The organism is Rhodococcoides sp. S146-33, from assembly GCF_059489205.1.
This window is the reverse complement of the sequence record NZ_JCAJWY010000002.1, coordinates 199,650-222,123: the sequence shown is the minus strand read 5'-3', so window position 1 is coordinate 222,123 and position 22,474 is coordinate 199,650. Positions and strand designations below refer to the sequence as shown.

28 protein-coding genes are annotated in these 22,474 nt (G+C 61.9%); 15 read left to right on the top strand and 13 right to left on the bottom strand.

Translation table 11 applies throughout. The features are described from left to right. Window positions 1–59: 59 nt before the first annotated feature. A complete protein-coding gene (locus AC5WEY_RS09700; protein ID WP_495645749.1) occupies window positions 60–500 on the bottom strand; it encodes a Rid family hydrolase in 441 nt (146 codons plus the stop codon). A gap of 123 nt (window positions 501–623) precedes the next feature. On the opposite strand from AC5WEY_RS09700, the gene AC5WEY_RS09695 reads away from it, so the two are divergent. Beyond that, window positions 624–1,124: a MarR family winged helix-turn-helix transcriptional regulator gene (locus tag AC5WEY_RS09695; protein ID WP_495645748.1), complete on the top strand. Its 501-nt coding sequence runs from the start codon at window positions 624–626 to the stop codon at window positions 1,122–1,124. 3 nt (window positions 1,125–1,127) lie between these two features. Here AC5WEY_RS09695 and AC5WEY_RS09690 read toward each other — a convergent pair whose 3' ends face one another. Next, window positions 1,128–1,448: a winged helix-turn-helix transcriptional regulator gene (locus tag AC5WEY_RS09690; protein WP_495645747.1), complete on the bottom strand. Its 321-nt coding sequence runs from the start codon at window positions 1,446–1,448 to the stop codon at window positions 1,128–1,130. 46 nt (window positions 1,449–1,494) lie between these two features. On the opposite strand from AC5WEY_RS09690, the gene AC5WEY_RS09685 reads away from it, so the two are divergent. Beyond that, complete coding sequence (locus tag AC5WEY_RS09685; protein WP_495645746.1) at window positions 1,495–2,523, top strand: NmrA/HSCARG family protein; 1,029 nt, start codon at window positions 1,495–1,497, stop codon at window positions 2,521–2,523. Window positions 2,524–2,559: 36 nt separating this feature from the next. Here the strand turns inward: AC5WEY_RS09685 and AC5WEY_RS09680 are convergent, their stop codons facing one another. Beyond that, window positions 2,560–3,255 (bottom strand): SDR family NAD(P)-dependent oxidoreductase, encoded by a 696-nt coding sequence (locus tag AC5WEY_RS09680; RefSeq protein WP_495645745.1) that lies wholly within the window; start codon window positions 3,253–3,255, stop codon window positions 2,560–2,562. 101 nt (window positions 3,256–3,356) lie between these two features. On the opposite strand from AC5WEY_RS09680, the gene AC5WEY_RS09675 reads away from it, so the two are divergent. Continuing rightward, window positions 3,357–4,226, top strand: a complete 870-nt coding sequence (locus AC5WEY_RS09675; protein WP_495645744.1) for a helix-turn-helix transcriptional regulator — start codon at window positions 3,357–3,359, stop codon at window positions 4,224–4,226. A 12-nt stretch (window positions 4,227–4,238) separates the two neighbouring features. Here AC5WEY_RS09675 and AC5WEY_RS09670 read toward each other — a convergent pair whose 3' ends face one another. Then, complete coding sequence (locus AC5WEY_RS09670) at window positions 4,239–5,156, bottom strand: LysR family transcriptional regulator (protein WP_495645743.1); 918 nt, start codon at window positions 5,154–5,156, stop codon at window positions 4,239–4,241. A 118-nt stretch (window positions 5,157–5,274) separates the two neighbouring features. Between AC5WEY_RS09670 and AC5WEY_RS09665 the strand changes: the two genes are divergently transcribed. Together AC5WEY_RS09665 and AC5WEY_RS09660 are read left to right on the top strand one after the other, a co-directional pair. Then, the gene (locus tag AC5WEY_RS09665) at window positions 5,275–6,123 is read left to right on the top strand and encodes an SDR family NAD(P)-dependent oxidoreductase (protein WP_495645742.1); all 849 of its coding nucleotides are present in this window, start codon (window positions 5,275–5,277) and stop codon (window positions 6,121–6,123) included. After that, window positions 6,123–6,899, top strand: a complete 777-nt coding sequence (locus AC5WEY_RS09660; RefSeq protein ID WP_495645741.1) for an SDR family oxidoreductase — start codon at window positions 6,123–6,125, stop codon at window positions 6,897–6,899. The genes AC5WEY_RS09665 and AC5WEY_RS09660 overlap by 1 nt, the downstream gene beginning before the upstream one ends. Before the next feature lie 90 nt (window positions 6,900–6,989). Here AC5WEY_RS09660 and AC5WEY_RS09655 read toward each other — a convergent pair whose 3' ends face one another. Beyond that, the gene (locus AC5WEY_RS09655; protein WP_495645740.1) at window positions 6,990–7,427 is read right to left on the bottom strand and encodes a VOC family protein; all 438 of its coding nucleotides are present in this window, start codon (window positions 7,425–7,427) and stop codon (window positions 6,990–6,992) included. A gap of 130 nt (window positions 7,428–7,557) precedes the next feature. Here AC5WEY_RS09655 and AC5WEY_RS09650 point away from each other — a divergent pair, with 130 nt between their 5' ends. The 3 genes from AC5WEY_RS09650 to AC5WEY_RS09640 all read left to right on the top strand — a co-directional run bounded on the left by AC5WEY_RS09650 (window position 7,558) and on the right by AC5WEY_RS09640 (window position 9,865). Then, a complete protein-coding gene (locus AC5WEY_RS09650) occupies window positions 7,558–8,157 on the top strand; it encodes a sulfite oxidase-like oxidoreductase (RefSeq protein ID WP_495645739.1) in 600 nt (199 codons plus the stop codon). 1 nt (window position 8,158) lies between these two features. Further along, window positions 8,159–8,911: a ferredoxin reductase gene (locus tag AC5WEY_RS09645; RefSeq protein ID WP_495645738.1), complete on the top strand. Its 753-nt coding sequence runs from the start codon at window positions 8,159–8,161 to the stop codon at window positions 8,909–8,911. A gap of 117 nt (window positions 8,912–9,028) precedes the next feature. Continuing rightward, a complete protein-coding gene (locus AC5WEY_RS09640; protein ID WP_495645737.1) occupies window positions 9,029–9,865 on the top strand; it encodes an alpha/beta fold hydrolase in 837 nt (278 codons plus the stop codon). A gap of 68 nt (window positions 9,866–9,933) precedes the next feature. On the opposite strand, the gene AC5WEY_RS09635 is transcribed toward AC5WEY_RS09640, so the two are convergent. Then, window positions 9,934–10,368 carry a MerR family transcriptional regulator gene (locus AC5WEY_RS09635; RefSeq protein WP_495645736.1) on the bottom strand — a complete coding sequence of 145 codons (435 nt, stop codon included), beginning with the start codon at window positions 10,366–10,368 and terminating at the stop codon, window positions 9,934–9,936. Between the two features lie 129 nt (window positions 10,369–10,497). On the opposite strand from AC5WEY_RS09635, the gene AC5WEY_RS09630 reads away from it, so the two are divergent. Then, window positions 10,498–11,223: an SDR family oxidoreductase gene (locus AC5WEY_RS09630; RefSeq protein WP_495645735.1), complete on the top strand. Its 726-nt coding sequence runs from the start codon at window positions 10,498–10,500 to the stop codon at window positions 11,221–11,223. A gap of 85 nt (window positions 11,224–11,308) precedes the next feature. Here the strand turns inward: AC5WEY_RS09630 and AC5WEY_RS09625 are convergent, their stop codons facing one another. Further along, window positions 11,309–11,713, bottom strand: coding sequence for a MarR family winged helix-turn-helix transcriptional regulator (locus AC5WEY_RS09625; protein ID WP_495645734.1), 405 nt, complete (start codon window positions 11,711–11,713; stop codon window positions 11,309–11,311). 67 nt (window positions 11,714–11,780) lie between these two features. Here AC5WEY_RS09625 and AC5WEY_RS09620 point away from each other — a divergent pair, with 67 nt between their 5' ends. Both AC5WEY_RS09620 and AC5WEY_RS09615 read left to right on the top strand, forming a co-directional pair. Beyond that, complete coding sequence (locus AC5WEY_RS09620) at window positions 11,781–12,695, top strand: SDR family NAD(P)-dependent oxidoreductase (protein ID WP_495645733.1); 915 nt, start codon at window positions 11,781–11,783, stop codon at window positions 12,693–12,695. A 136-nt stretch (window positions 12,696–12,831) separates the two neighbouring features. After that, the gene (locus tag AC5WEY_RS09615; protein WP_495645732.1) at window positions 12,832–13,047 is read left to right on the top strand and encodes a DUF4287 domain-containing protein; all 216 of its coding nucleotides are present in this window, start codon (window positions 12,832–12,834) and stop codon (window positions 13,045–13,047) included. Between the two features lie 70 nt (window positions 13,048–13,117). Here the strand turns inward: AC5WEY_RS09615 and AC5WEY_RS09610 are convergent, their stop codons facing one another. From AC5WEY_RS09610 to AC5WEY_RS09600, 3 genes are all read right to left on the bottom strand, one after another. Then, the gene (locus AC5WEY_RS09610; protein WP_495645731.1) at window positions 13,118–14,323 is read right to left on the bottom strand and encodes an alkaline phosphatase family protein; all 1,206 of its coding nucleotides are present in this window, start codon (window positions 14,321–14,323) and stop codon (window positions 13,118–13,120) included. A 214-nt stretch (window positions 14,324–14,537) separates the two neighbouring features. Further along, window positions 14,538–15,362 (bottom strand): NAD(P)H-binding protein, encoded by an 825-nt coding sequence (locus tag AC5WEY_RS09605; RefSeq protein ID WP_495645730.1) that lies wholly within the window; start codon window positions 15,360–15,362, stop codon window positions 14,538–14,540. Continuing rightward, window positions 15,359–15,787 (bottom strand): nuclear transport factor 2 family protein, encoded by a 429-nt coding sequence (locus AC5WEY_RS09600; RefSeq protein WP_495645729.1) that lies wholly within the window; start codon window positions 15,785–15,787, stop codon window positions 15,359–15,361. The genes AC5WEY_RS09605 and AC5WEY_RS09600 overlap by 4 nt, the downstream gene beginning before the upstream one ends. 89 nt (window positions 15,788–15,876) lie before the next feature. Between AC5WEY_RS09600 and AC5WEY_RS09595 the strand changes: the two genes are divergently transcribed. Further along, a complete protein-coding gene (locus tag AC5WEY_RS09595) occupies window positions 15,877–16,467 on the top strand; it encodes a TetR/AcrR family transcriptional regulator (protein WP_495645728.1) in 591 nt (196 codons plus the stop codon). Between the two features lie 37 nt (window positions 16,468–16,504). Then, window positions 16,505–17,680: an epoxide hydrolase family protein gene (locus tag AC5WEY_RS09590; protein ID WP_495645727.1), complete on the top strand. Its 1,176-nt coding sequence runs from the start codon at window positions 16,505–16,507 to the stop codon at window positions 17,678–17,680. A gap of 46 nt (window positions 17,681–17,726) precedes the next feature. Here the strand turns inward: AC5WEY_RS09590 and AC5WEY_RS09585 are convergent, their stop codons facing one another. Continuing rightward, entirely contained in the window at window positions 17,727–18,587 is an 861-nt protein-coding gene (locus AC5WEY_RS09585) for a MerR family DNA-binding transcriptional regulator (protein ID WP_495645726.1), read from the bottom strand. Between the two features lie 133 nt (window positions 18,588–18,720). Here AC5WEY_RS09585 and AC5WEY_RS09580 point away from each other — a divergent pair, with 133 nt between their 5' ends. Next, a complete protein-coding gene (locus tag AC5WEY_RS09580) occupies window positions 18,721–19,050 on the top strand; it encodes a hypothetical protein (protein ID WP_495645725.1) in 330 nt (109 codons plus the stop codon). Window positions 19,051–19,516: 466 nt separating this feature from the next. On the opposite strand, the gene AC5WEY_RS09575 is transcribed toward AC5WEY_RS09580, so the two are convergent. Together AC5WEY_RS09575 and AC5WEY_RS09570 are read right to left on the bottom strand one after the other, a co-directional pair. Further along, complete coding sequence (locus AC5WEY_RS09575) at window positions 19,517–20,284, bottom strand: putative hydro-lyase (RefSeq protein ID WP_495646519.1); 768 nt, start codon at window positions 20,282–20,284, stop codon at window positions 19,517–19,519. Between the two features lie 62 nt (window positions 20,285–20,346). Further along, entirely contained in the window at window positions 20,347–21,321 is a 975-nt protein-coding gene (locus tag AC5WEY_RS09570) for a glutamate cyclase domain-containing protein (RefSeq protein WP_495645724.1), read from the bottom strand. A 287-nt stretch (window positions 21,322–21,608) separates the two neighbouring features. Between AC5WEY_RS09570 and AC5WEY_RS09565 the strand changes: the two genes are divergently transcribed. Next, the gene (locus tag AC5WEY_RS09565; RefSeq protein WP_495645723.1) at window positions 21,609–22,469 is read left to right on the top strand and encodes a fumarylacetoacetate hydrolase family protein; all 861 of its coding nucleotides are present in this window, start codon (window positions 21,609–21,611) and stop codon (window positions 22,467–22,469) included. The last annotated feature ends 5 nt before the right edge of the window (window positions 22,470–22,474 follow it).

The window sequence follows — 22,474 nt, the reverse complement described above, 5'->3', positions numbered from 1 at the left end:
CGGTATCGACTGCCATCGGTACGAAAACTCACCGCCGCGAGGGCAAGACCAGGATTGTTTCAGCCGCGATCGTGAACACCAGGATGCGAACCCACCACAGCCGTCACCGCTATTTCCACCCGCATCATCGGGGCACCCAGCGCGCTCACCCCGATCTGAGTCCAGATCGGGGCGCGGTTGCCCATCCGCCTTTCGAATTGTTCCACCATGACCCTGTTGTGCGCGTCGCCGATCGAGACCTCGGACTCCGGAATATGGTACGAAATAACAGATACGACGTCATGCCACGTGGTCCCCGCCGAAACAAGCGTCCTCTCGACGTTGTCGAACGCGCGCACGATCTCGTCCTCGAGCGTTTCCGGAAAGTTGAACTCGTCGTCCCAGCCGCCCTGTCCGGACGTATCGACACGATCTCCGATGCGGACGGCTTGGCTGTATCGCATGTTCGCGAGTTGCGTATCGCCATAACCAGGAGTGACGAAGAATTCTGCAGCAATCATGGTGATCTCCTCGAGTAGATGGCGGGCCCGCTGGCGTACCGCTCACATGGAACTTCATGCGTGAAGTAAAGTTACCACAGTTACTTCACTCATGAAGTAACTGTGCTCGACTAGGATGCCGATATGGCGACGACAGACTCGGCGGACGCAGATCCGGACTCATCCGAAGAACTCACCTGGCTGACCGCAGACGAGAAGGCCGCCTGGACCGGATTGGTCTCGCTGATCCTGCTGCTGCCAGGCCGATTGGAGTCTCCGCTGCAGCAGGAGTCAGGACTCACCCTCTTCGAATACCTGACGCTGAGCCACATCTCCGAGACGCCCGGACATCGGCTGCGAATGAGCGAATTGGCATACCTGACAAATGGATCGCTGTCCCGCCTGTCGAATGTGGTCAAGCGTTTCGAGCAGCGCGGCTGGGTTGTTCGATCAACGGATCCCGAGGATGGTCGCGTCACCACCGCCGAACTCACCGACGCCGGCTACGACGTCGTCGTGGCAGCAGCACCGGTTCATGTACGCGCAGTGCGCAACTTCGTACTCGACCCGCTCACCGAGACCGACCACCGAGCATTGGCTCGAATCGCAGCAAAGTTACGAATCCGACCGGATGACCTGAGCTGAAAACTACGAGTTCAGCGAACGGTGATGGCACTCGGCCCATTGCGCCAGCGCCAGCAACGGCCCGTTCGCAAACGACTCCCCGGTGTCGGTCAGCCGGTACATCTCACCGACGTCGTCCTTCTCGACCAAACGGAAAGTTCGCAGGCGTTTGATCGATTCGTGCAGAGACTTGTCGCTGATGCCTCCGATCATCGACACCAGGTCGACGCGTCGAGTCGGTCCGGACCTCAATGCAGTCAGGACTACCGCGTCCCACTGATGCGCGATCAACTCGACGCCTAGCCTGACGAAGCAGTCGGCCGCGGCGGGCAACACATCGCGCATCGGATCCTCCCTATGGTGAACGAACGCCTACCGAATGGTAGGCGTCATGACGCTAGCGTTCGTTGCGGGCGGCAGCGAGTACCGAGAACAGACCGAGTCTCGGACGCATGCCGCGGTAGGAGAAACCGTGAACGAGCAGCAACTCATCCATCGGGCAACAGCCTCCGACAGAGTGATCACCGTATTGGGTGCAACCGGGCAGCAGGGTGGGTCAGTGGCCGCGGCCCTGCTCGAAGGCGGGTGGGGGGTTCGTGCCGTGGTGCGTGATCCGTCGAGCGCGCGTGCCCGGCGACTCGAGGCCGTCGGGATAGAGACGGTCGGGGGCGACCTTGCCGACCCGACATCGCTGCGGTCGGCCTTCACCGGTGCCCATGGGGTGTTCAGCGTGCAACCCAGTTCAGGCCAGGCCGGGTCCGAGGTCACCGATGACGACGAGGTGGCGTACGGAATCTCGGTCGCCGACACCGCAACGGCCGCGGGGGTCGAACACCTCGTGTACAGCTCGGCGATCGCCGCGGGCACGACATCGACCGGCATCGCGCATTTCGACACAAAGAGTCGCATCGAAGAGCACATCAGAGGGCTCGATATCTGCAGCACGATTGTCCGCCCGGCGAGCTTCATGGAGATTCTTCTGCTCCCCGGCATGGGTCTCGCCGACGGTCGGTTCTCGTTCCTGATGGACGATGAGCAACCGATGCAATTCATCGCTGTACGCGACATAGGCTCGATAGTTGGGCAGGTCTTCTCCACACCGAACGAATTCGGGCATCGAACTCTCGACATTGCCGGGGACGCGCTCACCGGACATCAACTGGCACAGCACTTCAGCGTTGCATTGGGCCGACCGATCGACTATCGACGAATGAATCCGACCGTCCTGGAGCAGAACGACCTGCTGGGTCGACTGGCGGCCGCAGTCGACGACGGACGATTGGCAGGACGGGCTGAAATACCGTCGCTACGTGTGCGATTCCCGTTCTTGCTTCGATTCGAGGACTGGCTGGCGACCCGTGATTCCGACACCATCGACGCCGCCACTCGACCGTCGAGCGGCAACGTCGGTCTGCGCTGACAACGACCTCGGATCTGGCGACTATCGGGTAAGCGGTCACCAGCCGACGGTTCCGTGCCGATCGATGAACCGCCCGGATCCATGACCCGGACCCTCGGTCGCGAGCTGCACGATGGCGTCGGTACCCTCGGTCACGGTCTGTGGGCCGCTGTTACCGTTGAATTCGGTTGCGGTATATCCCGGGTCAGCGGCATTGATGCGAATGTCGCTCAGGCCCTTGGCATATTGCGTCGTCAGCATCGTGACAGCCGACTTCGATGCTGTGTATGCCGGAGCAACCACCCCGGATTCGACTCGAGACGAGTCGTGCGTTGCTGCAAAAGAACCCATTCCACTGCTGACGTTGACGATGACGGGATCGGTCGAGCGGCGTAGCAGAGGAAGGAATGCAGCTGTGGTGCGGACGATTCCGAGAACGTTGACATCGAGCACAGACTGCACATCCTCGGCGGTCAACTCGTCGACGGCGCTGTGCGGGCCGGCGATACCGGCGTTGTTGATAAGTACGTCGACAACACCCTCGTGCTGTTGTACGTCCGAAACTGCAGCTGCCACGGATTCGGCATCGGTGACGTCGATCTGCACGAACCGAGCACCCACTGCTTCGGCAGCGATCCTACCCCGCTCGGCATCACGCGCTCCGAGGATCACGGTGTGGCCCTGATCGATCAGTCGTCGTGCAGTTTCGTATCCGAGGCCCTTGTTCGCTCCGGTGATGAATGTGATGGTCATGCCCCCAGTGTCTACGTCGATCGGTGCTTGTTCCAGGCACGCCACGACGGTAGGAAAACCGGTACCACCCTGATAGCGGGTCGAAGAGCGACAATGGGATCGTGACCTCGACAACGGACGGACTCGGCTCGACGATCAGATCCTGGCGCGATCGACTCTCACCCGACGCTGTCGGCCTGCCGACCGGACGCTCTCGACGGGCCGCAGGACTCCGGCGCGAGGACCTCGCCGATCTGGCAGGCATGTCCGTGGACTACGTCGTACGACTCGAACAGGGACGAGCGAAGACACCGTCGGTTCAGGTGGTGTCGTCCTTGGCGCGTGCTCTCCAGCTGACCCTGCCCGAACGGGACCATCTCTACCGCTTGGCCGGTCACATTCCGCCGGCCGACGGCACGATCTCCGACCACATCCCGCCCGGCGTGAGGCGGGTCGTCGGCCGGCTCCATGAGGGTGCAGTTGCCGTGTTCGCGGCCGATTGGCAACTGTTGTGGTGGAACCGAACGTGGGCTGCGTTGGTAGGCGATCCGTCATCCGTGGCTTCGGCCAGGAGGAACTTTGCTCGCGATTGTTTCCCCCTCGCCGCAGACACACCAGGAATGTCGGCCTGGCCGGTGACGCCGTCAGGAGGCGAAGACGCAGTGTGCGCGGCAGTCGTGTCCGACCTTCGGCGGGCCACCGGGCGGTTTCCCCACGACTCGAGACTGCGGGCGCTGATCGTGGAATTGCGCGCCGGCAGTGAGGAATTCGAGGCGCTGTGGTCGAAGGGTGCCGTCGGTTCACATCGCGAGGATCACAAGGTAGTCCACCATCCGACGGTCGGACCGATCACGGTCGACTGCGATGTCCTCACCGACGGCGACGCAGAGCTGAAGATCGTCATCATGACTGCCGCCCCCGGCTCCGAGGACGAGACCAAGTTGCGCTTGGCCACGGTCGCCGGCAGCGTGGCCACGACTGAATTCGCCTGAAGGGCTGGGTCGTCAGAGGCTGCGGTTCTCGGTTCGTATTCTGCGGGCTTCGCCGAGAAGCGAGTCGACAACGGCGCTCGTCGAGTTCGTGCGATGTGGCAGCGTTACAGCGCAGGTAGTCCGCCCACTCCACCCTGGATCATCGACCTGGACCGTGGTTACACCGTCCGGCACTGCGGCTGCTGCTAGCTCGGGTATGACCGTGATACCCAATCCTGCTGCGACACAGCCGAGACGGGCAGTCCACTCCCGTATGCGAGCACCGACTTGCGGATTCGGCAAGGTGGGCCACGCCCCGAATTGCGGGTCGTTGCGGACACCCTTGCCGACGATCCACGATTCACGCGCGAGTTCGTCGACGTGTACGCGACCTTGGTGCGCGAGCCTGTGCTCGATTCCGACAGCTAGCAGGAGCTTTCCGTCGATCACTGTGTCGACGCGCAATCCGCTGAGGTCGTATTCGGCAAGCCCGTCGCCGACAGCGATCACTGCGACGTCGATGCGTCCGGCACGTAATTGTCGCAGCTGTGCTGGGGTCGAACTTTCGACGATCTCGACGGCCAGTTCCGAGTGCGAGTGTCGAAGTCTGGCTATCGCGCGCGGCACGAGAACCATTGCTGCGGTGGGAAATACTCCTATCGACACTGTTCCGGTGAGTAGATTCTCGGCTTCGGTGAGTTCGCGGGTTGCCGCGTCGATCTCGTGCAGCACGGTCGCTGCGCGCGCCGCAACGAGTGTCCCCGCCGCTGTGGGCCGCACTCCGCGTGCACCGCGCTCGAACAAGGTCGATCCCGCGGCCGCTTCCATCGAAGCGACTTGCCGAGAGATCGCCGACTGCGTGTAGCCCAGGATCTGAGCTGCAGCAGTGAACGATCCGGTCTCGAACACCACGCGTACCACTCGCAGTCCGCTCAGACTCCATTCCGTCACCCTGTCATTCGACCACATCCAGTCATGCATGTCTCGCATACCGGCTATGCGTAACTTTCGCTGGTGGAATGGCTGGCAGAGGCGCAGGCTGACTACACCGACGAAAGGAAGTGCGAGAGTGACCGTCAGCAACAGAACGTGGTTCATCACCGGCTCGTCCAAGGGGTTCGGTCGCTTGTGGGCCCAGGCTGCGCTCGAACGCGGTGATCGTGTCGTCGCGACCGCTCGTAACACAGCCGATCTCGAGCCTCTGGCCGAAGAATTCGGAAATCGTGTGTTGCCGCTACGTCTCGACGTCACCGACCGCGACGGAGTGTTCACGGCGGTGGGGCAGGCAGCGGAACACTTCGGAACCATCGATGTGTTGGTCAACAACGCGGGATTTGGACACTTCGGCATGGTCGAAGAACTCACCGAAACCGAAATCCGTACCCAGATGGAGACCAATTTCTTCGGAGCACTGTGGGTTACACAAGCTGTCGTTCCGATCATGCGAGCACAACGTTCGGGACGCATTCTGCAGATCACGAGCGAAGGCGGAGTCCGTGCATTCCCGGGAATCGGCGCTTACCACGCGTCCAAGTGGGCGCTCGAAGGTTTGTCCGAATCCCTCTGGCAGGAAGTGGAACAGTTCGGAATCCAGGTGACCAACGTCGAACCAGGACCGTACGACACCGACTGGCTTGCCACCGGCTCACGAACCAGCGCGGTCGATAGTGCCTACGACGACGTGCGGGCCTCGACCGCAGGAGGTTTCGACGTCGGAGACCCTGCCGCGACGTCCGCCGCGATCCTGCAACTCGTCGATACCGACCGTGCCCCGCATCGCCTGTTTCTCGGCAAGACCTACGACGACATCGTCCCCATCTATCAGGACCGACTCGACACGTGGCGGCGGTGGCAGCCCACGGCACTGGCCGCCTTCGGCCACATCGCAAACACCGCCACAACCAGGGGAGAACACTGATGACACAACCGTCGACAAACCCGGCCCGTGAGGATGACACTCGATACGCCGACCGCCGGATCGCACTGGTCACGGGCGCTTCCGGCGGGATCGGACGCGCCGTCGCCACCCGACTCGGAGCCGACGGCATGGCCGTCGGTGTGCACTACTCGGGCAACCGCGAGCGAGCGGTGGCCACCGCCGATGCAGTCATCGCCGCGGGCGGCGAGGCGGTCGTACTGTCCGCCGATGTCGCCGACGAGAATTCGACGGCGGCCATGTTCGACGAACTCGAGGCCACCTTCGGTGGAGTGGACGTCGTCGTCCACACCGCCGGGATCATGCTGTTGTCGCCGCTCGTGGACATGTCGTTCGACGATTTCGACCGCATGCTCCGCACCAACGTGCGCGGCACGTTCATCGTGAGCCAATCGGCTGCACGACGGATCCGCACAGGCGGCGCCATCGTGAACTTTTCCAGCTCGGTGGTCAAGCTGGCCTTGCCGAGCTACGGCGCGTACGCGGCAACCAAGGGTGCAGTCGACGCGTTGACCCCGATCCTCGCGAAAGAGCTGCGCGGACGCGACATCACAGTGAACACTGTCGCACCCGGGCCAACCGCGACTCCGCTCTTTCTCGACGGCAAACCCCGAGAAGCAATCGATGCGATGGAGAAGATGACACCTCTCGAAAGGCTGGGTCGACCGGAGGACATCGCGGAAACCGTGGCCCACCTGGCCGGTCCCGCTCGATGGATCAATGGTCAGGTCGTGTACTCGAACGGCGGGATTGTCTGAGCTCTTCTACCGAGATCGCCTCTCTCACAATGACTTTACAAACCGATCCAGCCGAAGTCTGACATTGGCCAGCACCTCGGCGTCAGCTGCTCATTCGGCCGTGAGCGATTGCGCGAGCATCAGGATGGTGCCGCTCGGACCGCGCAGGTAGGTGAGCTTGTACACGCCTTCGTAATTGGCCACACCACGAAGCGGGTGGTAACCGTGCCGCGCTGCGACCGCGAGCGAGTCGTCGATGTTATCGACGGAGAAGGCGATTCGATGCATTCCGATCTCGTTGGGAAGCGTCGGCGAGGTTTCGATGGCGTCGGGGTGGATGTACTCGAACAGTTCGATCTGCCCCGACCCGTCCGGAGTCTGAAGTACTGCAATCTTGGCGTGGTTTCCATCGAGCCCGACGGCGGTGTCGGCCCACTCCCCTCGAACTGTGTCGCGGCCGAGCACGGTGAGGCCCAAGTCGGTGAAAAATTCGATCGTGGCCTCGATATCGCGGACGGCGATACCGACATTCACCAGTTCGATGCTCACGGTTCCTCCTCGATGGGTTGTCGTTCGAGAATACGAAAGATGTCGGGTCGATCATCGACAGCCGATCGTTTCGACATCGCCGAGTCTCCGACTTGTCAGACTCCCGACCACGAGCGCACAATTCTTCATTATGGCACTGATCTCGAAGGGCTTCGTCGGCCGCAGACGCGGCGACGACGGGCGCACTCCCCCCGGTCAGTATCTGACCAAGGATTTTCCCGTCCTCGCGATCGGGCCTGCGCCCGTGGTCGGGACCGACACGTGGACGTTCTCGATTGCCTCCGAACGCGGCGAGACTCGCACCTGGACCTGGGATGAATTCGCGGCACTGCCACACGAGGCCCCGACCGTCGACATCCACTGCGTCACCAAGTGGTCGAAGCTCGACACCACGTGGAAGGGCGTGAGCCTGGACGTTCTGCTGGACGGTCTCGACACCGATGCACGGTACGTCGTGGTGCACGGTTTCGACGGCTACACCACCAATCTCCCCCTCGAGGACCTCAGGGATGGCAAGGCCTGGCTGGTCACCGAGTTCGACGGCGCTCCCCTGGCTCGCGAACACGGCGGTCCTGCAAGGCTTCTCGTTCCGCATCTGTATTTCTGGAAATCGGCCAAGTGGATCTCACGAATCGAACTCACTCTGGACAACGAGCAAGGTTTCTGGGAGCGCGGCGGGTACCACGATTACGGAGATCCGTGGCGCGAGCAGCGGTACCAGGGCGACTGACGTGACATCGGCGGCTGGGGCGAAACCCTGGCTCGTTGCCACGGTTGCGGCCGTGCGCCGTGAGACACCGACGGCGTCGACCCTTGTTCTGGACGTAGACGGGTGGCCCGGCCATCTCGCCGGGCAGCACGTGGATGTCAAGCTCACCGCCGAGGACGGTTACAGCGCGCAGCGGAGCTACTCTCTTGCGTCCGCACCCGACGGCACCTCGCGCATCGAGATCGCGGTGCAGAACGTCTCGGACGGCGAGGTGTCGCCGTACTTGGTCGAATCCGTCGAGGTGGGCGATCGCATCGAACTTCGCGGACCGGTGGGTCGGTGGTTCGTCTGGCGGCCGTCCACGCCCTCCGAGACTCCGTCTCCCCCGATCCTGTTGGTGGGTGGCGGTTCCGGCATCGTCCCGCTTCGTGCGATGGTGCGCGCGCAGGCGTCCGCGACGGGCGGACGAGTGCCCTTTCGGGTGCTGTACTCCGTGCGCGAACCCGCCGAGGTCTACTTCGCCGACGAGTGGGCTCGCCCTCCGGCCGGCGTGGACGTCACCATGATCCACACGCGGCGGGCACCTGCGGGCACCGCACGGCCGCTCGGCCGCATCACACTCGACGATCTCGACGCCCACGGGTGGCCGGCGGAGTTCGAGCCGCGTTGCTATATCTGCGGCCCCACCAGTTTCGTCGACACGGTGGCCGACATGTTGGTGGGACGTGGTCACTCGGCAGCCAATATCCGAACAGAGCGTTTCGGACCGAGCTGAGGAAGGCCTTCGGGTCAGCATCAACCACGCGGTACAGATGAACCGTCCACATTTCGACGTGAACAATGGGGTTCCACTCCATCCTCTTCCGAGCCGCGTTCCCCTACTGTCGGCGTCATGACCATCGATCGAATACCGGTGTCCGGTGGAGACCTCGTCGTCGAAACACACACCGGAACCAGTGAGCCGATCCTCGTGGTCCACGGCGTGTCCAGCCAACGGATGCTGTGGAGCTGGCTGCGTTCGGAGTCGCCGCACCTGTCACTGGTCGCACCCGACCTACGCGGCAGAGGTGACAGCGTCGACGTCACAGGACCGTCGTCACTCGCTCGGCACGCAGACGACCTCGATGCCGTCATGGATGCCCTCGGACTCGACGCCGCGCACGTGTGTGGAATGTCGATGGGCGGCTTCGTGGCGGTCGAGTTCGCAGCCCAGTATCCATCGAGAGTGAAGAGTCTGGTTCTCGTCGACGGGGGTGTGCCGGTAGCACCGCCGACCGGCCTCACGCGAGAGACCGTGGGGGCTGTGTTCGCAGACAGGATCGCTCGAACTCAGCAGCACTGGAACAAGATCGACGACTACATCGAATTCTTGGTGTCGACGTCGCTGCCGCTACTCGACCCCGCTGACCCGCTGCTACGAAAATATGCCGAACACGATCTGGTCGACGGCACGGTGCGGCTGTCGTCCGATGCGGTCGTCTCCGATGCCACGGACGTGTTCTTTGGTGATTCGCGATTCGAGGAACTGACGATGCCGATTCGATTCCTGCACGCGCAGTGGAGCGTTGGCGCGAACTCCACTCCGATGTACTCGCCGCAGGATATCGAAGCATTCGACCTGACATCCATCACTCCGATGCCGGCCCTCGATCATGCCGGAACGATCATGACGTCGGTCGGTGCCGCTGCGGTGGGAGCAACAATCGACAAGGCACTGCGCGGCGAGTGAACGACCCCTTCGAGGTGTTCGCTCCGGGTCAACGCCTCACGTCACCGAGAATGTCGACGATCGCAGCTTCAGACGGCGGCCGACGACGGGGAAGCAACCGCAGACGCATCGACCTCGAAAGGCCCCCAGGGCGTATCTCGAAGGGCGGGGCAATGTTCGGGCGTCGGATTGTGTGCGATGTCGATCATTCGGTCGAGCACGTCACGTGTTGCGGCCAGATCGGTCATTGCCGCGGTGATGCGGTCACGTTCGACTCTCATGATCTCGAAGGCCTCAGGTGTGCTTCGGCCGCTGTCGATGCACGGCAGCAGTTGTCGAATCTTTCGACTCGACAGACCGGCCGAGAAGAGCTGCTGGAGTAGCTTCACTCGCTCGACCGCAGACTCTGGATAGATGCGCTGTTCGCTGGAGGTCCGTTCGGATGCCAGCAAACCCTGCTCTTCGTAGTAGCGGAGGGCTCGCGTGCTCACTCCTGCCCGGTGTGCGACCTCGCCGATCCGCATTCCGCATCTCCCTCGCTCGACGATCAGACCGTAAGACTTGCCCTTGACGTTAACGTGAAGTTCTAGCCTTGTCGATATCGGGCCGATCAGGACCGAACAACGCAGCCTCACGAAGAAAGCAAGGTCCCCATGGACTTCTCCGACCAGACCGTCCTCGTCACCGGAGCCAACCGCGGCATCGGCCGTCAGTTCGTCCTGGAGTCACTCGATCGTGGTGCCGAAAAGGTGTACGCGACCGCGCGCCGACCCGACACCCTCGACTTCGACGACAGCCGAGTCGTGCCGATCGCACTCGACCTGCTCGACCCCGAATCAGTGTCCGCGGCAGCATCTTTCGCGTCCGACATCACGCTGCTCGTCAACAACGCAGGCATCTCCACCGGTGCCACGCTCGTCACCGGTGATCTCACGGAAATCCGGCGAGAGATGGACACACATTTCTGGGGCACACTGCACGTCATTCGCGCTTTCGCCCCAGTACTGGCGACACACGGTGGTGGTTCGATCGTCAACATCTTGTCCGCTCTGTCCTGGTTCGCCACAACGAGTTCCGGTGGATACTCCTCCGCCAAGGCCGCTGAATGGAACATGACGAACGGCGTACGCCTCGAACTCGCTCCGCAAGGGACATTCGTACAGGGAGTCCTTCTCGGTGCTGCCGACACCGACATCGCCGCCGGCTACGACGGACCGAAAATCGATCCACGTACAGTGCCTCGCGCTGCCTTCGACGGTCTGGCCGACGGATCCATCGAGATCATCGTCGACGAGTGGACCGCCATGGTGAAATCCTCACTCGCAGGCGATCCCTCGGCCTTCTACGCTCGAATGGCTGAGCTGCTGGGCACGAACTGACCGAATCCCCCTCGGCCCGGCCGACTGTGTGCAGCAACCCTCGACGACAACCGATCCGATGAATCACAGCCGATGAACTGCACCTTCACTCGCCCAGTTCGTCCAAAATCCTCACGAACGTCGCACGCTCTTCCCGAGTGAGCTTCTTCAGCGGACTGACGGAGGTCAGGGCCTGGCCAAGGCGCTTTCGGGCCCGCGCTCCTTCATCGGTCAAACCGACGAATTTGCGCCTCCCGTCTACAGGATCGGATGCTCTTTCGACGAAACCGCGTGCTTCGAGCTGCTTGACGATGAAGGTGGTATTCGAGGCGTTGCATCTCAGTCGTGCTGCGAGCTCCGACATCGTCAGGTCGATTCGATCAGGGAGCACGTTCCACAGGGCATGCGCGGTAATGAGCGTCAGACCCTCCTGTGTCGCAAACGGCACGAAGTCGTCGTTGATCCGAAGAGCAAGTTCCTGCATGCGCAGCGTCGCGTCGAGAATGTCCACGTTCGCAGGCTAGCAGTAGTTCAAGTCATGAAGTAGTTTGATAGTTCAAGACTTGAAGGAGATGTGAATGTTGGAACTTTCGCGACTCGACGGGCGCACGGTCGCCGTCACGGGCGCTACGTCAGGAATCGGCTATTTCATTGCCGAACGGATCGCCGCGCTGGGCGCCCGAATAATCGTTGTGGCTCGCTCGGAAAAGCGTGGCCGGCGCGCCATCAGCCTCCTACCCGACCCCGGTCGTCATCGATTCGTCGAAATGGACCTCGCGAACATCGAGTCCGTACGGCAGGCGGGTGAACAGTTATGCGAGACGGATCGGCTCGATGGACTGGTGCTCAACGCGGGCTTGATTGCTGCACCCGAGTCATTCCAGGAAGGCCCTTTCGGCACAGAACTGACTGTGGGCACGAATGTGCTCTCACATGTCGAGCTGCTCCGTCTCGCTCTCCCGTCCTTGGAGCGGGCAGCGGATGCAAGAGTCGTGAGCATCGGAAGCATGCTCACGCAACGCATTCCGTTCGATCCGAACAACTGGCTGTCACAGGACTCCTACCGCCCACGCGTGGCATACGCCATGTCGAAACATGCGACGGAGATCTTCGGGTTCGAACTCTCCCGCAGACTTCGCGCCAAGAATTCTTCGGTCACGTCCATCGTTGCCCATCCCGGTGGCGCGATCGACGTGCTCACCGCTGATCGGCCGGGAATCCACTCTCGACCCGGCATCGTTCGAGCAGCTGCCCGAGTACTCGGGCCTGCATTCTCGTCCGTGGTCCAGGGTAAGGACTCGGCGGCCGAACCAGCGGTTGCAGCAATCGCCGCTCGCAATCTGCCGCCCGGTGACGTGTACATCGGTCCACGAAGTAACGCTGCCGGCCCACCGATGATCGCCGAACCCGTCGCCACCAGCCGTGATCCCGAACTCGGCGCACTCCTCTGGAACGAAGTCGAACGCATCATCGGGGCCCCCATCGTGGGGTGAACGACCCTTTCATGCGATCGACGGCGAGGGGCGCTCGTTCCATCGAAGTAGCGGCCCGGGCTTCGAGCACTTTTTTGGGCGCGCGAGGTCTAATCGATTCACACGATAGATCCCCCGAGAGAATTTGGTGCGCACGATGTCCGATGTCAAAGGTCCACAGAGCTACTTCCCATCCATCGAGACGAAGTACGGCAGGCCCGTGTCCGAATGGCTCGATGCCATAGCCGCGTCTCCGCTGACGAAACACTCCGAACTGGTCACGTGGCTCAAAACCGAGCACGGGCTGGGACACGGCCACGCCAACGCCTTGGTGGCCCACGCCAAGCAAACAGGCCTGATCACCTTGCATTGAACGCGAGCCGACACCCTTTTCGGAGGTGGGTACAGGCGTGTCTCGAGCCGAGCTATCGTTCGTCGTCAGTTCAGCTGGACGCGAGGGCCTCAGTCTCGGCAACCATTGTCGTAGCAATCCAGAACGCATCGTAATTGTGTACGAACGCCGGGTCGCCGTAGGGGTCGTCGAGCGGTTCGGGCTGCGGTAGACGGCGGTTGACGACGAACGGGATTTGTAGTTCACCGAGAGCGCCGTGCGAGCGGAGCGGTGCATCCAGTCCGCTCAGATCGTGCCACTCGGCATACCGGCCCACCGCTGTACCGGCCTCGGCCAGCAGCACTACGTCCCCGATCCTGTCGGCCGGTTGGTGGTAGATCTCCACCGCTTCCTCTCGGGTGTGAACTGCCTTTACTCCGGCCAGTTTTCGCAATTGTTCGATGACCAAATCCCTGTCCGCGTCGCCGGGCAAATAGATGCTGGCGAACGAACCGAGAGCGCCGTGGTGCACCGTGTACGGATCGGTGATCGGAAGGATGACGCGAATACCCTCCGCTCCTTCACTGTTGGTGCTTGTCGGAGCGACGCCGAGGATGCGGCGGACCTCGTCCTCGACATAGACCACGCGCGTGACGCCGGCGGCGTCGGTCTTTGCGCTCATTCCATGATCGGCGGGCAGCATGACAACGGCACCCAGCGCATCGAGTCGGTCCGCGTAGGAGTCGATCATGGCGTAGAAAGCGTTTGCCACATCGGTCCCGGGGGCGTGCTTGTGCTGAATGTAATCGGTCAACGTCAGATACATCAGGTCCGCACCTCGGGTCTCGAGGATCTTGACTCCGGCAGCCAGTGCGAATTCCGACAAGTCCGCCGAATACACCTGAGGCAGTGGCTTTCCGACCAATTCGAGGACGTCGTCGATTCCGTTCTCGGCCACGGTTGCCTGATCGGCCTTCTCCGCCGAGAAACAGATGCCGGTTCGAGAAGGCACGTCGAACGTCGAGTTGCCGTTCATGCTCGGCCCCTCTTCGACGAGCCCGGCACCCAGTAGACGTCGCAGCTTGTCCTTCGCGGTCACCATGACGACGTCGAGGCCGGCTTCGTTGGCGGCGGCGAAAACGGTGGGCGCTCGCAGGAATCGCTTGTCGTTCATCATCACTTCTTCACCGGTCGCGGTGTCGAAGATGACTGCAGTGCCGAGTGCCATGGCAATCAGAACCCAGATGTACAGATGTCCGAACCACGGGGTTCGTCGCACTGCGACTACCGCCCGCTCCGTGCTGGATGGATTTGGCATGGTCCCGTCTTCCTCGTGGCGATTCGGTACCGCCTGTGACCATGGTCTGAAGCGAACCAGGCACAACCATGAACGAAATATGGCCGAAGCGTCAACGGGACAACCAATCTGACCGACGATCCGATGGGGTTCTATCGCCGAATCAGATGGCCGAGGCCTTTCGACCGGTATGCCGAATCGGCCTCATCGAGCCACTGAAGTCGTTTCATGTCTCTTACAGGACCGTCGCGAAATGAGCCTTCACGAAGTCTTCGAAGGTCCGGGCCGGGTGACCGGTCACACGCTCTACGACGTCTGTGGCTCGATCCTCTGTGCCGCGGGCTATGTCGGCGTCCAGGGCGGCCAGAATCCGTGCAAACTCAGCAGGGAGGCCGTGGTCGCTATGCCGTTGAGCCAACTCCTCGACAGTGATCGAGCGATGTGAAATCTCGGTACCGGTCTGTGCGGATATGACGGCGGCCGCATCGCTGTAGCTGAGAGGTGTCGGCCCAGTGACGATGTGGTCGGTGTTGTGTGGCTCGGGATCCGTCAAGGAGTGTGCAGCAACGTCTGCGATATCGAGCGCGTCCACGAAAGCAATCCGCCCCTCGCCTGTTGCGCTGACGACCTCTCCGTTTCGAACACCTTCAGCGAGAGGGGTGGATCCAATGAAGTTCTGCATGAACCACGTCGGCCGGAGGACGGCCCATTCCGGTGCCAGCGAAGCCACCGCGTCGTGAATCTCGCCGAGTCCCGGTGCACCCCGGTCCAGTGCAGACGAGCTCAATGCGACGACCCTTCGAACACCCTGTTGCACTGCGTATTCGAGGAAAGGCGCGACGACCGGCATCGGGTCAGCCGAGCCGACGGGTGCGACGAGGTAAACCCCGGTGACCCCCTGCAGCGCTCGCGCGTGACTGTCTGCGTCGGCCCAGTCGAAGTACACATCGTTCGGTCGTACCGGATCCCTTGTAGCGAGACGTGTTCCAACGTTACGGCCGTCGAGCGCCCGCGCTACGCGACTTCCTGTCGTACCCGTCGAGCCCAGAACGAGTATCACGCTGTACCTCCCGCGAACGCTGTGAGGTCGTTCGTCGTACCGATCGCTTCCGCAGCTGCCAACGGACTCCAGTAGTCGCGATAGTGTCGGATATGACTGCCGTCAGTCGTAATGACGGCGACGTACCGCATCGAGTACGCGTTTCCCGTCTTGGGCGCGATGCCTGCAAGCTGGAATTCAGCGACACTGACGTCCGGATCTGCCGTGACGTGAACGGTTTTCGACGTGACTTCTCGAACGTCGAGAATGTCGCTGTACCCGCTCATGTATTCGCGGATCGCTTCTCTGCCCTCGATACGCGAGGGGTAACCGACTGCAGCAAAAGGGAATTCGATGGTCCCGTCCGTGGCCCAGAGATCCGAAAATCCGTCCATGTCGTGGTCGAGAAGTAATTCCAGTGCGCGGTCCACGATGTGTTGATTCATGCTTCCTCCTAAGAGTGGACGGTACGGTACCGTCTCATCCGAACATACGCGAGACGGTACCGTCCCGTCCATCGGGTAGGCTCGGGCACATGAGTCCAGGGAGGCCGACCGGTGCGGCCGTACTCAAGCCGACAGTGACGCAGTCGATCGTCGAGGCAGTACTCGACGAGTTTTCCGAGGCGGGTTACGGCCGTTTGTCCATGGAGCGCGTGGCGAAGCGAGCCCAGGTAGGAAAGAGCGCTTTGTATCGCCGATGGCCGTCGAAAGAAGAGATGGTCGTCGCTGTGCTGTCCGAGTTCAGCGTCGGAGCCTCGGAAGCACCTGATACCGGTACGTTCCGAGGCGATATACGAGCGACGCTCGGCCAGTTCGTCGACTGGATCGACGAACCACGATTTTCCAAGATTCTCCCTGACCTGGTCGCCGAGTCTGCCCGCAACCATCGCCTGGGCGAACTCCACAAACAGATGATCGGGATGCCACGTCGGGAGCGTGCGGTTCAGATCTTCGAGCGTGCGGTTGGACGAGGTGAAATATCCGAGCACGTCGACTTCGAGTTGGCGCTGGATCTGGTTGCCGGCCCGTTGTATTGGCGGTCGACCGTGAGGGGAACCGACAAGGACGAAGGGTATCTCGACCGTCTGACAGACGTGATCGTTGCGGCACTGACCGGTTTTTGACAGCTACGACCTATAGATTCGAGCGTAGATGATGCCCATGTCGAGTCCCACGCCTCGTCCCGAACCCTTCGTTTCGTCGACTTCTGCTGCGGCGCTCGACGACTTGAGAGCGCGACTTCGGGCGACACGGTGGCCGGACGATCCCGCCGATGCCGGGTGGTCACTCGGTGTCGACATCGGCTATCTGCGTGAGCTCGTCGAGTACTGGGTCGACGAATTCGACTGGACAACACAGGAGTCGGCCTTGTCGAGACATCCTCGATTCCGGGTCGAGGTGGGTGATCTGGGTATCCACTTCGTGCATGCGCGGGCAGTGTCTCCTGTCGGCCCGGTTCTCCCTGTGGTCCTCAGCCATGGGTGGCCGGACTCGTTCTGGCGCTACTCGAAAGTGGTTTCCCTCCTTACCGATCCGGGCGCACACGGCGCAGACCCCGCCGATGCCTTCGACGTCGTCGTGCCCGACATGCCAGGCTACGGATACTCGGATCCGCCCACGGGTGCACCTCTGAATTCGATTGCAGTGGCCGGTCTTTGGGCTGAGCTGATGCACACTCTCGGGTACTCCCGTTACGGGGCCGCCGGAGGTGACATCGGCAGCGGCGTGAGTCGCTACCTGGCACTCGACCACGCCGACTCCGTTGTGGCCGTTCACCGGATGGATGCGGGACTACCCGTGTTCACCGGTGACCGCGCCGACCTCGCACCGGAGGAGCAGGACTTCCTCGACAGGACCGAAGCGTGGGGTAATGCGGAGGGCGCATACGCTGCGATGCACCGCACGAAACCGCAGACCGCTGCCGTCGGGTTGTCCGATTCGCCTGCCGGGCTCGCCGCCTGGATCGTCGAGAAACTCCGAGCGTGGACCGACTCGTACGGCGACATCGAACGCAGCTTCACCAAAGACGAGATCCTCACGAACGTCACTCTCTACTGGCTCACCGAAACCATCGGGTCCTCGATGCGGATGTACAACGCCAACGCGTCCATTCCGTTGGCGCAGCACGCCCGCCGCGTCGAGGTACCGTCAGGGTTCTCGTTCTTTTCGGGTGACCTTTTTGCGCGGCCGCCCCGCGCCTGGCTCGACCGCGTCGCGAACGTCGTTCGTATAGAAGAACTTCCGCGCGGCGGGCACTTCGCACCGTTCGTGGAACCGCAACTGTACGCCCAGGAACTACGCGACTTCTTTCGGCCGTATCGTGCGGCCGTCGGGTAAGGCGAACAAGAAGCAATTGCACGTGGTCGATCCGCACGCTGGTGACTCACATCGTGTCGGATCTTTGAAGTTCCAGTGTCAGTTCCATGCACCGCAGGCGCGCAGGAGAAAAATCGTAGGGCATCATCTGTACGGCATCGGTGAGCCTCGTCGACCCGCACGCAACCCCGTCCGAGGGAGTGGGGTGCACCTCGTCCCAGGCGTCGAACCGAGCGTCGTCGGCCTGCGCCAGGCCGGAACTCTCGATGACCGTGCTGAGGGTGGTCTCGAAGGCGTGCCGTTCGGCCGCCACCTCTGCCACACGAGGGTCGTCGACGGCGACCGTGTCGTCGAGCGCCTCCTCGGCGGCATCGACACGGTCGGAATGCTCTCGCAGGTCCGGCCGGGCGGCCAGAGCGATGAAACGCGACGCCTGAACAGACGCGCCGAGCGCGCCGAATATCCGCTCGGTTACCAGCAGGGTATCGAGGTCGTCCTGCCGCAGGGTCCCCTCACGCAGGTCTGCGAGGCGGTCGCCGACAACATCGGAGAGCAGGCCCACCCTGCTTCCTTTCTCGCGCATACGCTGCACTGCGGTCCGCTGCCGCTCCAGTTCGGCCTGCCGGGCGACGAGGGAGCCCTCCAGCCGCTCCAAGATATGCGCGACGTCGGTGTCTGTGGTGCCGGCCGCATCCGCGAAGGCGTCGCGGATGTCGTCGAGAGCGATGCCGGCGTCGGCCATCCGGCGGATCCACAGCAGCTGGATCATCTCGTCGTAGCCGTACCGGCGGCGGTCGTCGCTCCCCCGCTCCGGTTCCGGGAACAGACCGATCTGGTGGTAGTGACGGATCGCGCGCGGCGTGGTGCCGGCGAAGGCTGCGGCACCCCCGATGTTGACGTGGCGCGGCGGGGTGAAGGACGAGAACATATGCGGAGCCTTCCTCGGTGGGCGGGATAGGTCCACTGCACCACATGACGCTACGGAAGGTGCAACTCTGCACCTGTGGAGCCGTGCGAGAGAACGACCGACAGATGCGGTCTTTGTCTCGAAAAACAGTCCTTTGCAACATTTTTCGAACTCGCCCGAAATATACGACATCCGTCCCGCGCCCGGCGGACCGTTGATCGCGAGCGCAGCAACTCCCCTCACGTTCGATGCGCCACCGGCTCCGATCATCGTCGGCCCCACCGATCCCGGCACCTACGCAGTGATTTGGGGCTGTTTCGGCGACGACGGCTTCGTCTACGAGCAGATCGCCGGATCGCCCGAAGGTGCCCCGACATTGGTCACGGTGGGTGCGCCTGCCGGTCCGGGCACCGGATCGGCAGGTTCGTCGACTGTCGGACCGATGGGCTTGGACCGAATACTCGCAGGTCTTTTCGGTAACTGAACGGCGAGTGACAGCTGCCGCTTCCCGCACGGGCGCAACACTCGAGCCCACCGGCGGTCATCAAAAGTCGATCCGATGATCCTCGGAGCGAACCGACGGCCTGCGCCTCTGCGGGATGCACGCTGCACAGGGCGCGCATCCCGCAGCTGGAATTGCCGATGCCTATCTCGTTTCGGCGAAGCGACAAAATCCACAATTGCTCGGGTTGGAGTGGGCGCACTCATTCGTGTCGAAATGGTCGGGCCACCAAATCGGGGGTGCCGGTGCAAGTAGCCGGATGACCCACCGTCGAATTCGGGGGTACGAGCCAGAGGAATCCTGACCCCTGCCCGACCTGACGTCTTCCGTCAACTCCGTGAAGTCCGTTGGTAGACCACGCTTTCAGCGAATCCGTCGAACACCGGCCGCACTGCAGAGCCCGAAATGGAATCACCGTTTCCGGGCACAGAACCCACTGAACAGACCATCATTCGACGCGTAGCTTCGTCACGAACATATGGCCTGTGGCGTGGGTGATCATCAGCTCCGTCTTGGCTTCCATCGCCACTTGCTGAGGTGTGACCCCACATGCCCAGAAGACCGGAACGTCGTTGGGCTCCATTTCTACCCGTTCTCCCCAATCAGGCGTGTCGAGATCGGTGATACCGAGAGCCGCCGGGGATCCGATATGCACAGGTCCTCCGTGCACCTCGGGATGTGCGGCCGTAATCGTCGTGGCCTCGGCCACCAGTTCCGGAGGCATCGGCCGCATCGAAACCACTAGTTTGCCTTGAAAGGCACCGGCCGGGACGCAGTCACGATTCGACCGATAAACGGGTCCGTTGATGTTCTGGGCAACATTGCGTACCGGCAGTCCCGCGTCGAGTAAGAGATGCTCGAACGAAAAGCTGCAACCGAGCAAGAATGCGACGAAGTCATCTTTCCAGAGATCGACTATGTCGGTCCGTTCCTCTGCCAGTTCACCGTTGGCGTACACCCGATATTTGGGCAGATCGGTACGAAGATCTGCACCGGGTGCAATCAGCTTGGGTTCGGGGTCACCGATGTCGGTGACCTCGAGAACTGGACACGGCTTGGGATTCCGTTGGCAGAAGCGAAAGAAATCGAAAGCATCCTTGCGCGGAAGTATCGCGAGATTCGCCTGCACGAATCCATGGCACGTCCCCGAGGTCGGCTGGTTCCATGTGCCGGCTCGATTTGCATCCCACATCTGTTCGGGTGTGGCATTACGCATCTCTTCGATTGTGTGCACTCTTGCTCTTTCCTTCCGGTAGGTTCGGGGTCAAAGGTCCTGCGTCACGCGGAGGTAGAGGCAACCCAAGCGTCACCGAGCAACGCCTGATGCACGATGCCAGCAAACATCTCCGCTGTTGCCACCACGAAGCGGGTAGGAATTCCATCGTCACCACGGAAGTGGATATCGTCGACACCTCCACTACGCAGGCCGTTGTCGAGTCCAACGTTGGTCCACCGGCCGATCGTTTCGCCGTCGAGCGCGAGCTCACCTCGGCCACTGGCGATGGCGAGCGCCGATATCAACGCATAGCAACCGAAGTTGGAGACCGACGCGGGCAGGAGATAGTCGACGCTTGTTGCCGCGAAGAACCCTCCGTCAACCACAACATCGGCGGGCGTGAGCGGTTCCGCCAGTTCGCGAATTTTGCCGAATCCGATTTCGTTTCCGTTGTCACCGATTCCCACGGTGAGTGCCCCTGCCTCCGCAGCGCCGATCACGTAGTCGTCGGCGAATTCATCACCGATCAGCACCGGCGTACCCCACACGAGATGGCGTCCGCCTTTGGAATTGCGCCCGAGCTTCTCCACCGCCACAACCAGGCCGAATTGAGCGCCGAACTGCTGCGCCGCAGCAGCATCGGTGAACGACGCTGCTTGGAGAGCGATCCCTGAGATGTCCGCGGCTTCCAGTACAGCAGTGATGGGCGCGATCGCTTCTCGGTCGACGATGATGGTCACCTCATGCCCGAGCGCGACCAACGCACGTGCAAGCGCTATCGACCCCAGTGGTCCGTCGATCTCGCCCACCGGGAACCTCTGGGTGTCCACCAACCCGGTCACAATGAGGGCTTTGCCGGGAGCTCGGTCGAGTATCGCGCGCGATATCTGGTAGGTCAGCGGTGAGTCCTCGGGTCCGCGCACCAGACTGTAGAACGGCGCCACTATGCCTGCCGGGCTGGTCGGCGGACGCATCTCGGTCACCGCAATACGGTCCAGACTCTCGAACGCCGGGTACCTATCGGCTTTGACTGCCACAGAAACACCTTTCACCGTTGGACTGACCCCACCTGTTGATATACCGTATCTTGCATTGAACGGTTCCGCACGTTGATTCGTCTCAATGACGTTGAGCGAGTGAGTCTCAACCCCTCGAGCATCGTCCCAGCGAAAAGGATGTTCGTAACCCGGCGGTAATATTCGAATATGGTATACCGTTCTTCATAGCGTTGCCCTGCTCGTGATGAAGCTGCTGGTGAGCAGTAGGCAGATCGATGCACCGGCTGCCGACGCCGGCACACCACACTAGGAAAGGCTCCAACTGCATGCATCTAGCAACTGTGAAAGTCGATGGGCAAACACGTCCTGCCTTCGTCGACTCGGAACGCGGAGTGTTGTTCGCAGACGTCCTCCTTCCCGGCTTTTCCGGTGATCTGCGCGATCTGGTGGAGATGGACGCATCGGAAAGTGTCCTGGACCGTGCCCGCAAAGCCGACGACAGCGCCTTCGTTTCCAGTGACACCGTCACAGTCACAGCTCCTTACCTACATCCGCGCAAGATCTGGGGAATCGGTCTCAACTACCAAGACCACGCGAAGGATCTGTCCGAGTCCGTACCCACGGAACCGGCATCCTTCATCAAAGGTGATCACACCATTGTCGGACCCGACGCCCCCATCGAACTGCCACCCCGCAGCCAGAGCGATCGTGTCACGGTGGAAGCCGAACTCGGCCTGATCATCGGACGTGAAGCCCGCAACGTCTCCGAGGCCGATGCGCTCGATTACGTATGGGGTGTGACCACCATCCTCGATCAGACGGCTGAGGACATCCTCGCCCGAAACCCTCGATTCCTGACTCGTAGCAAGAACTTTCCGACATTCTTCTGTTTCGGTCCACACCTCGTCCCGCTCGACGAAGTGTCGTCGAAGTTTCCGAACCTCGACGACATAAAGGTCACGACTGTCCGCAACGGGAAGGACATGCGCACCAACACGGTCGAGAACATGACATTCGGCCTGCGCCACCTGGTGTCGTTTCACAGCAAGGTCATGCCGCTCTTTCCCGGCGACATCATCTCCACCGGTACTCCGGGCGCTCTTGTGGTCGAAGCCGGCGATGTTGTCGAGTGCCGTATCCCGGGCATCGGGCACTTGCTCAACACCGTCACCCGGCCGGAAGAGTGATCGAA

Excerpts from the sequence above, each read along its gene's own strand:
- AC5WEY_RS09700 (WP_495645749.1), bottom strand. The coding sequence starts at position 500 with ATGATTGCTGCAGAATTCTTCGTCACTCCTGGTTATGGCGATACGCAA.
- AC5WEY_RS09695 (WP_495645748.1), top strand. The coding sequence starts at position 624 with ATGGCGACGACAGACTCGGCGGACGCAGATCCGGACTCATCCGAAGAA.
- AC5WEY_RS09690 (WP_495645747.1), bottom strand. The coding sequence starts at position 1,448 with ATGCGCGATGTGTTGCCCGCCGCGGCCGACTGCTTCGTCAGGCTAGGC.
- AC5WEY_RS09685 (WP_495645746.1), top strand. The coding sequence starts at position 1,495 with ATGACGCTAGCGTTCGTTGCGGGCGGCAGCGAGTACCGAGAACAGACC.
- AC5WEY_RS09680 (WP_495645745.1), bottom strand. The coding sequence starts at position 3,255 with ATGACCATCACATTCATCACCGGAGCGAACAAGGGCCTCGGATACGAA.
- AC5WEY_RS09660 (WP_495645741.1), top strand. The coding sequence starts at position 6,123 with ATGACACAACCGTCGACAAACCCGGCCCGTGAGGATGACACTCGATAC.
- AC5WEY_RS09650 (WP_495645739.1), top strand. The coding sequence starts at position 7,558 with ATGGCACTGATCTCGAAGGGCTTCGTCGGCCGCAGACGCGGCGACGAC.
- AC5WEY_RS09640 (WP_495645737.1), top strand. The coding sequence starts at position 9,029 with ATGACCATCGATCGAATACCGGTGTCCGGTGGAGACCTCGTCGTCGAA.
- AC5WEY_RS09635 (WP_495645736.1), bottom strand. The coding sequence starts at position 10,368 with ATGCGGATCGGCGAGGTCGCACACCGGGCAGGAGTGAGCACGCGAGCC.
- AC5WEY_RS09630 (WP_495645735.1), top strand. The coding sequence starts at position 10,498 with ATGGACTTCTCCGACCAGACCGTCCTCGTCACCGGAGCCAACCGCGGC.
- AC5WEY_RS09620 (WP_495645733.1), top strand. The coding sequence starts at position 11,781 with ATGTTGGAACTTTCGCGACTCGACGGGCGCACGGTCGCCGTCACGGGC.
- AC5WEY_RS09615 (WP_495645732.1), top strand. The coding sequence starts at position 12,832 with ATGTCCGATGTCAAAGGTCCACAGAGCTACTTCCCATCCATCGAGACG.
- AC5WEY_RS09610 (WP_495645731.1), bottom strand. The coding sequence starts at position 14,323 with ATGCCAAATCCATCCAGCACGGAGCGGGCGGTAGTCGCAGTGCGACGA.
- AC5WEY_RS09600 (WP_495645729.1), bottom strand. The coding sequence starts at position 15,787 with ATGAATCAACACATCGTGGACCGCGCACTGGAATTACTTCTCGACCAC.
- AC5WEY_RS09595 (WP_495645728.1), top strand. The coding sequence starts at position 15,877 with ATGAGTCCAGGGAGGCCGACCGGTGCGGCCGTACTCAAGCCGACAGTG.
- AC5WEY_RS09590 (WP_495645727.1), top strand. The coding sequence starts at position 16,505 with ATGTCGAGTCCCACGCCTCGTCCCGAACCCTTCGTTTCGTCGACTTCT.
- AC5WEY_RS09585 (WP_495645726.1), bottom strand. The coding sequence starts at position 18,587 with ATGTTCTCGTCCTTCACCCCGCCGCGCCACGTCAACATCGGGGGTGCC.
- AC5WEY_RS09575 (WP_495646519.1), bottom strand. The coding sequence starts at position 20,284 with ATGCGTAATGCCACACCCGAACAGATGTGGGATGCAAATCGAGCCGGC.
- AC5WEY_RS09565 (WP_495645723.1), top strand. The coding sequence starts at position 21,609 with ATGCATCTAGCAACTGTGAAAGTCGATGGGCAAACACGTCCTGCCTTC.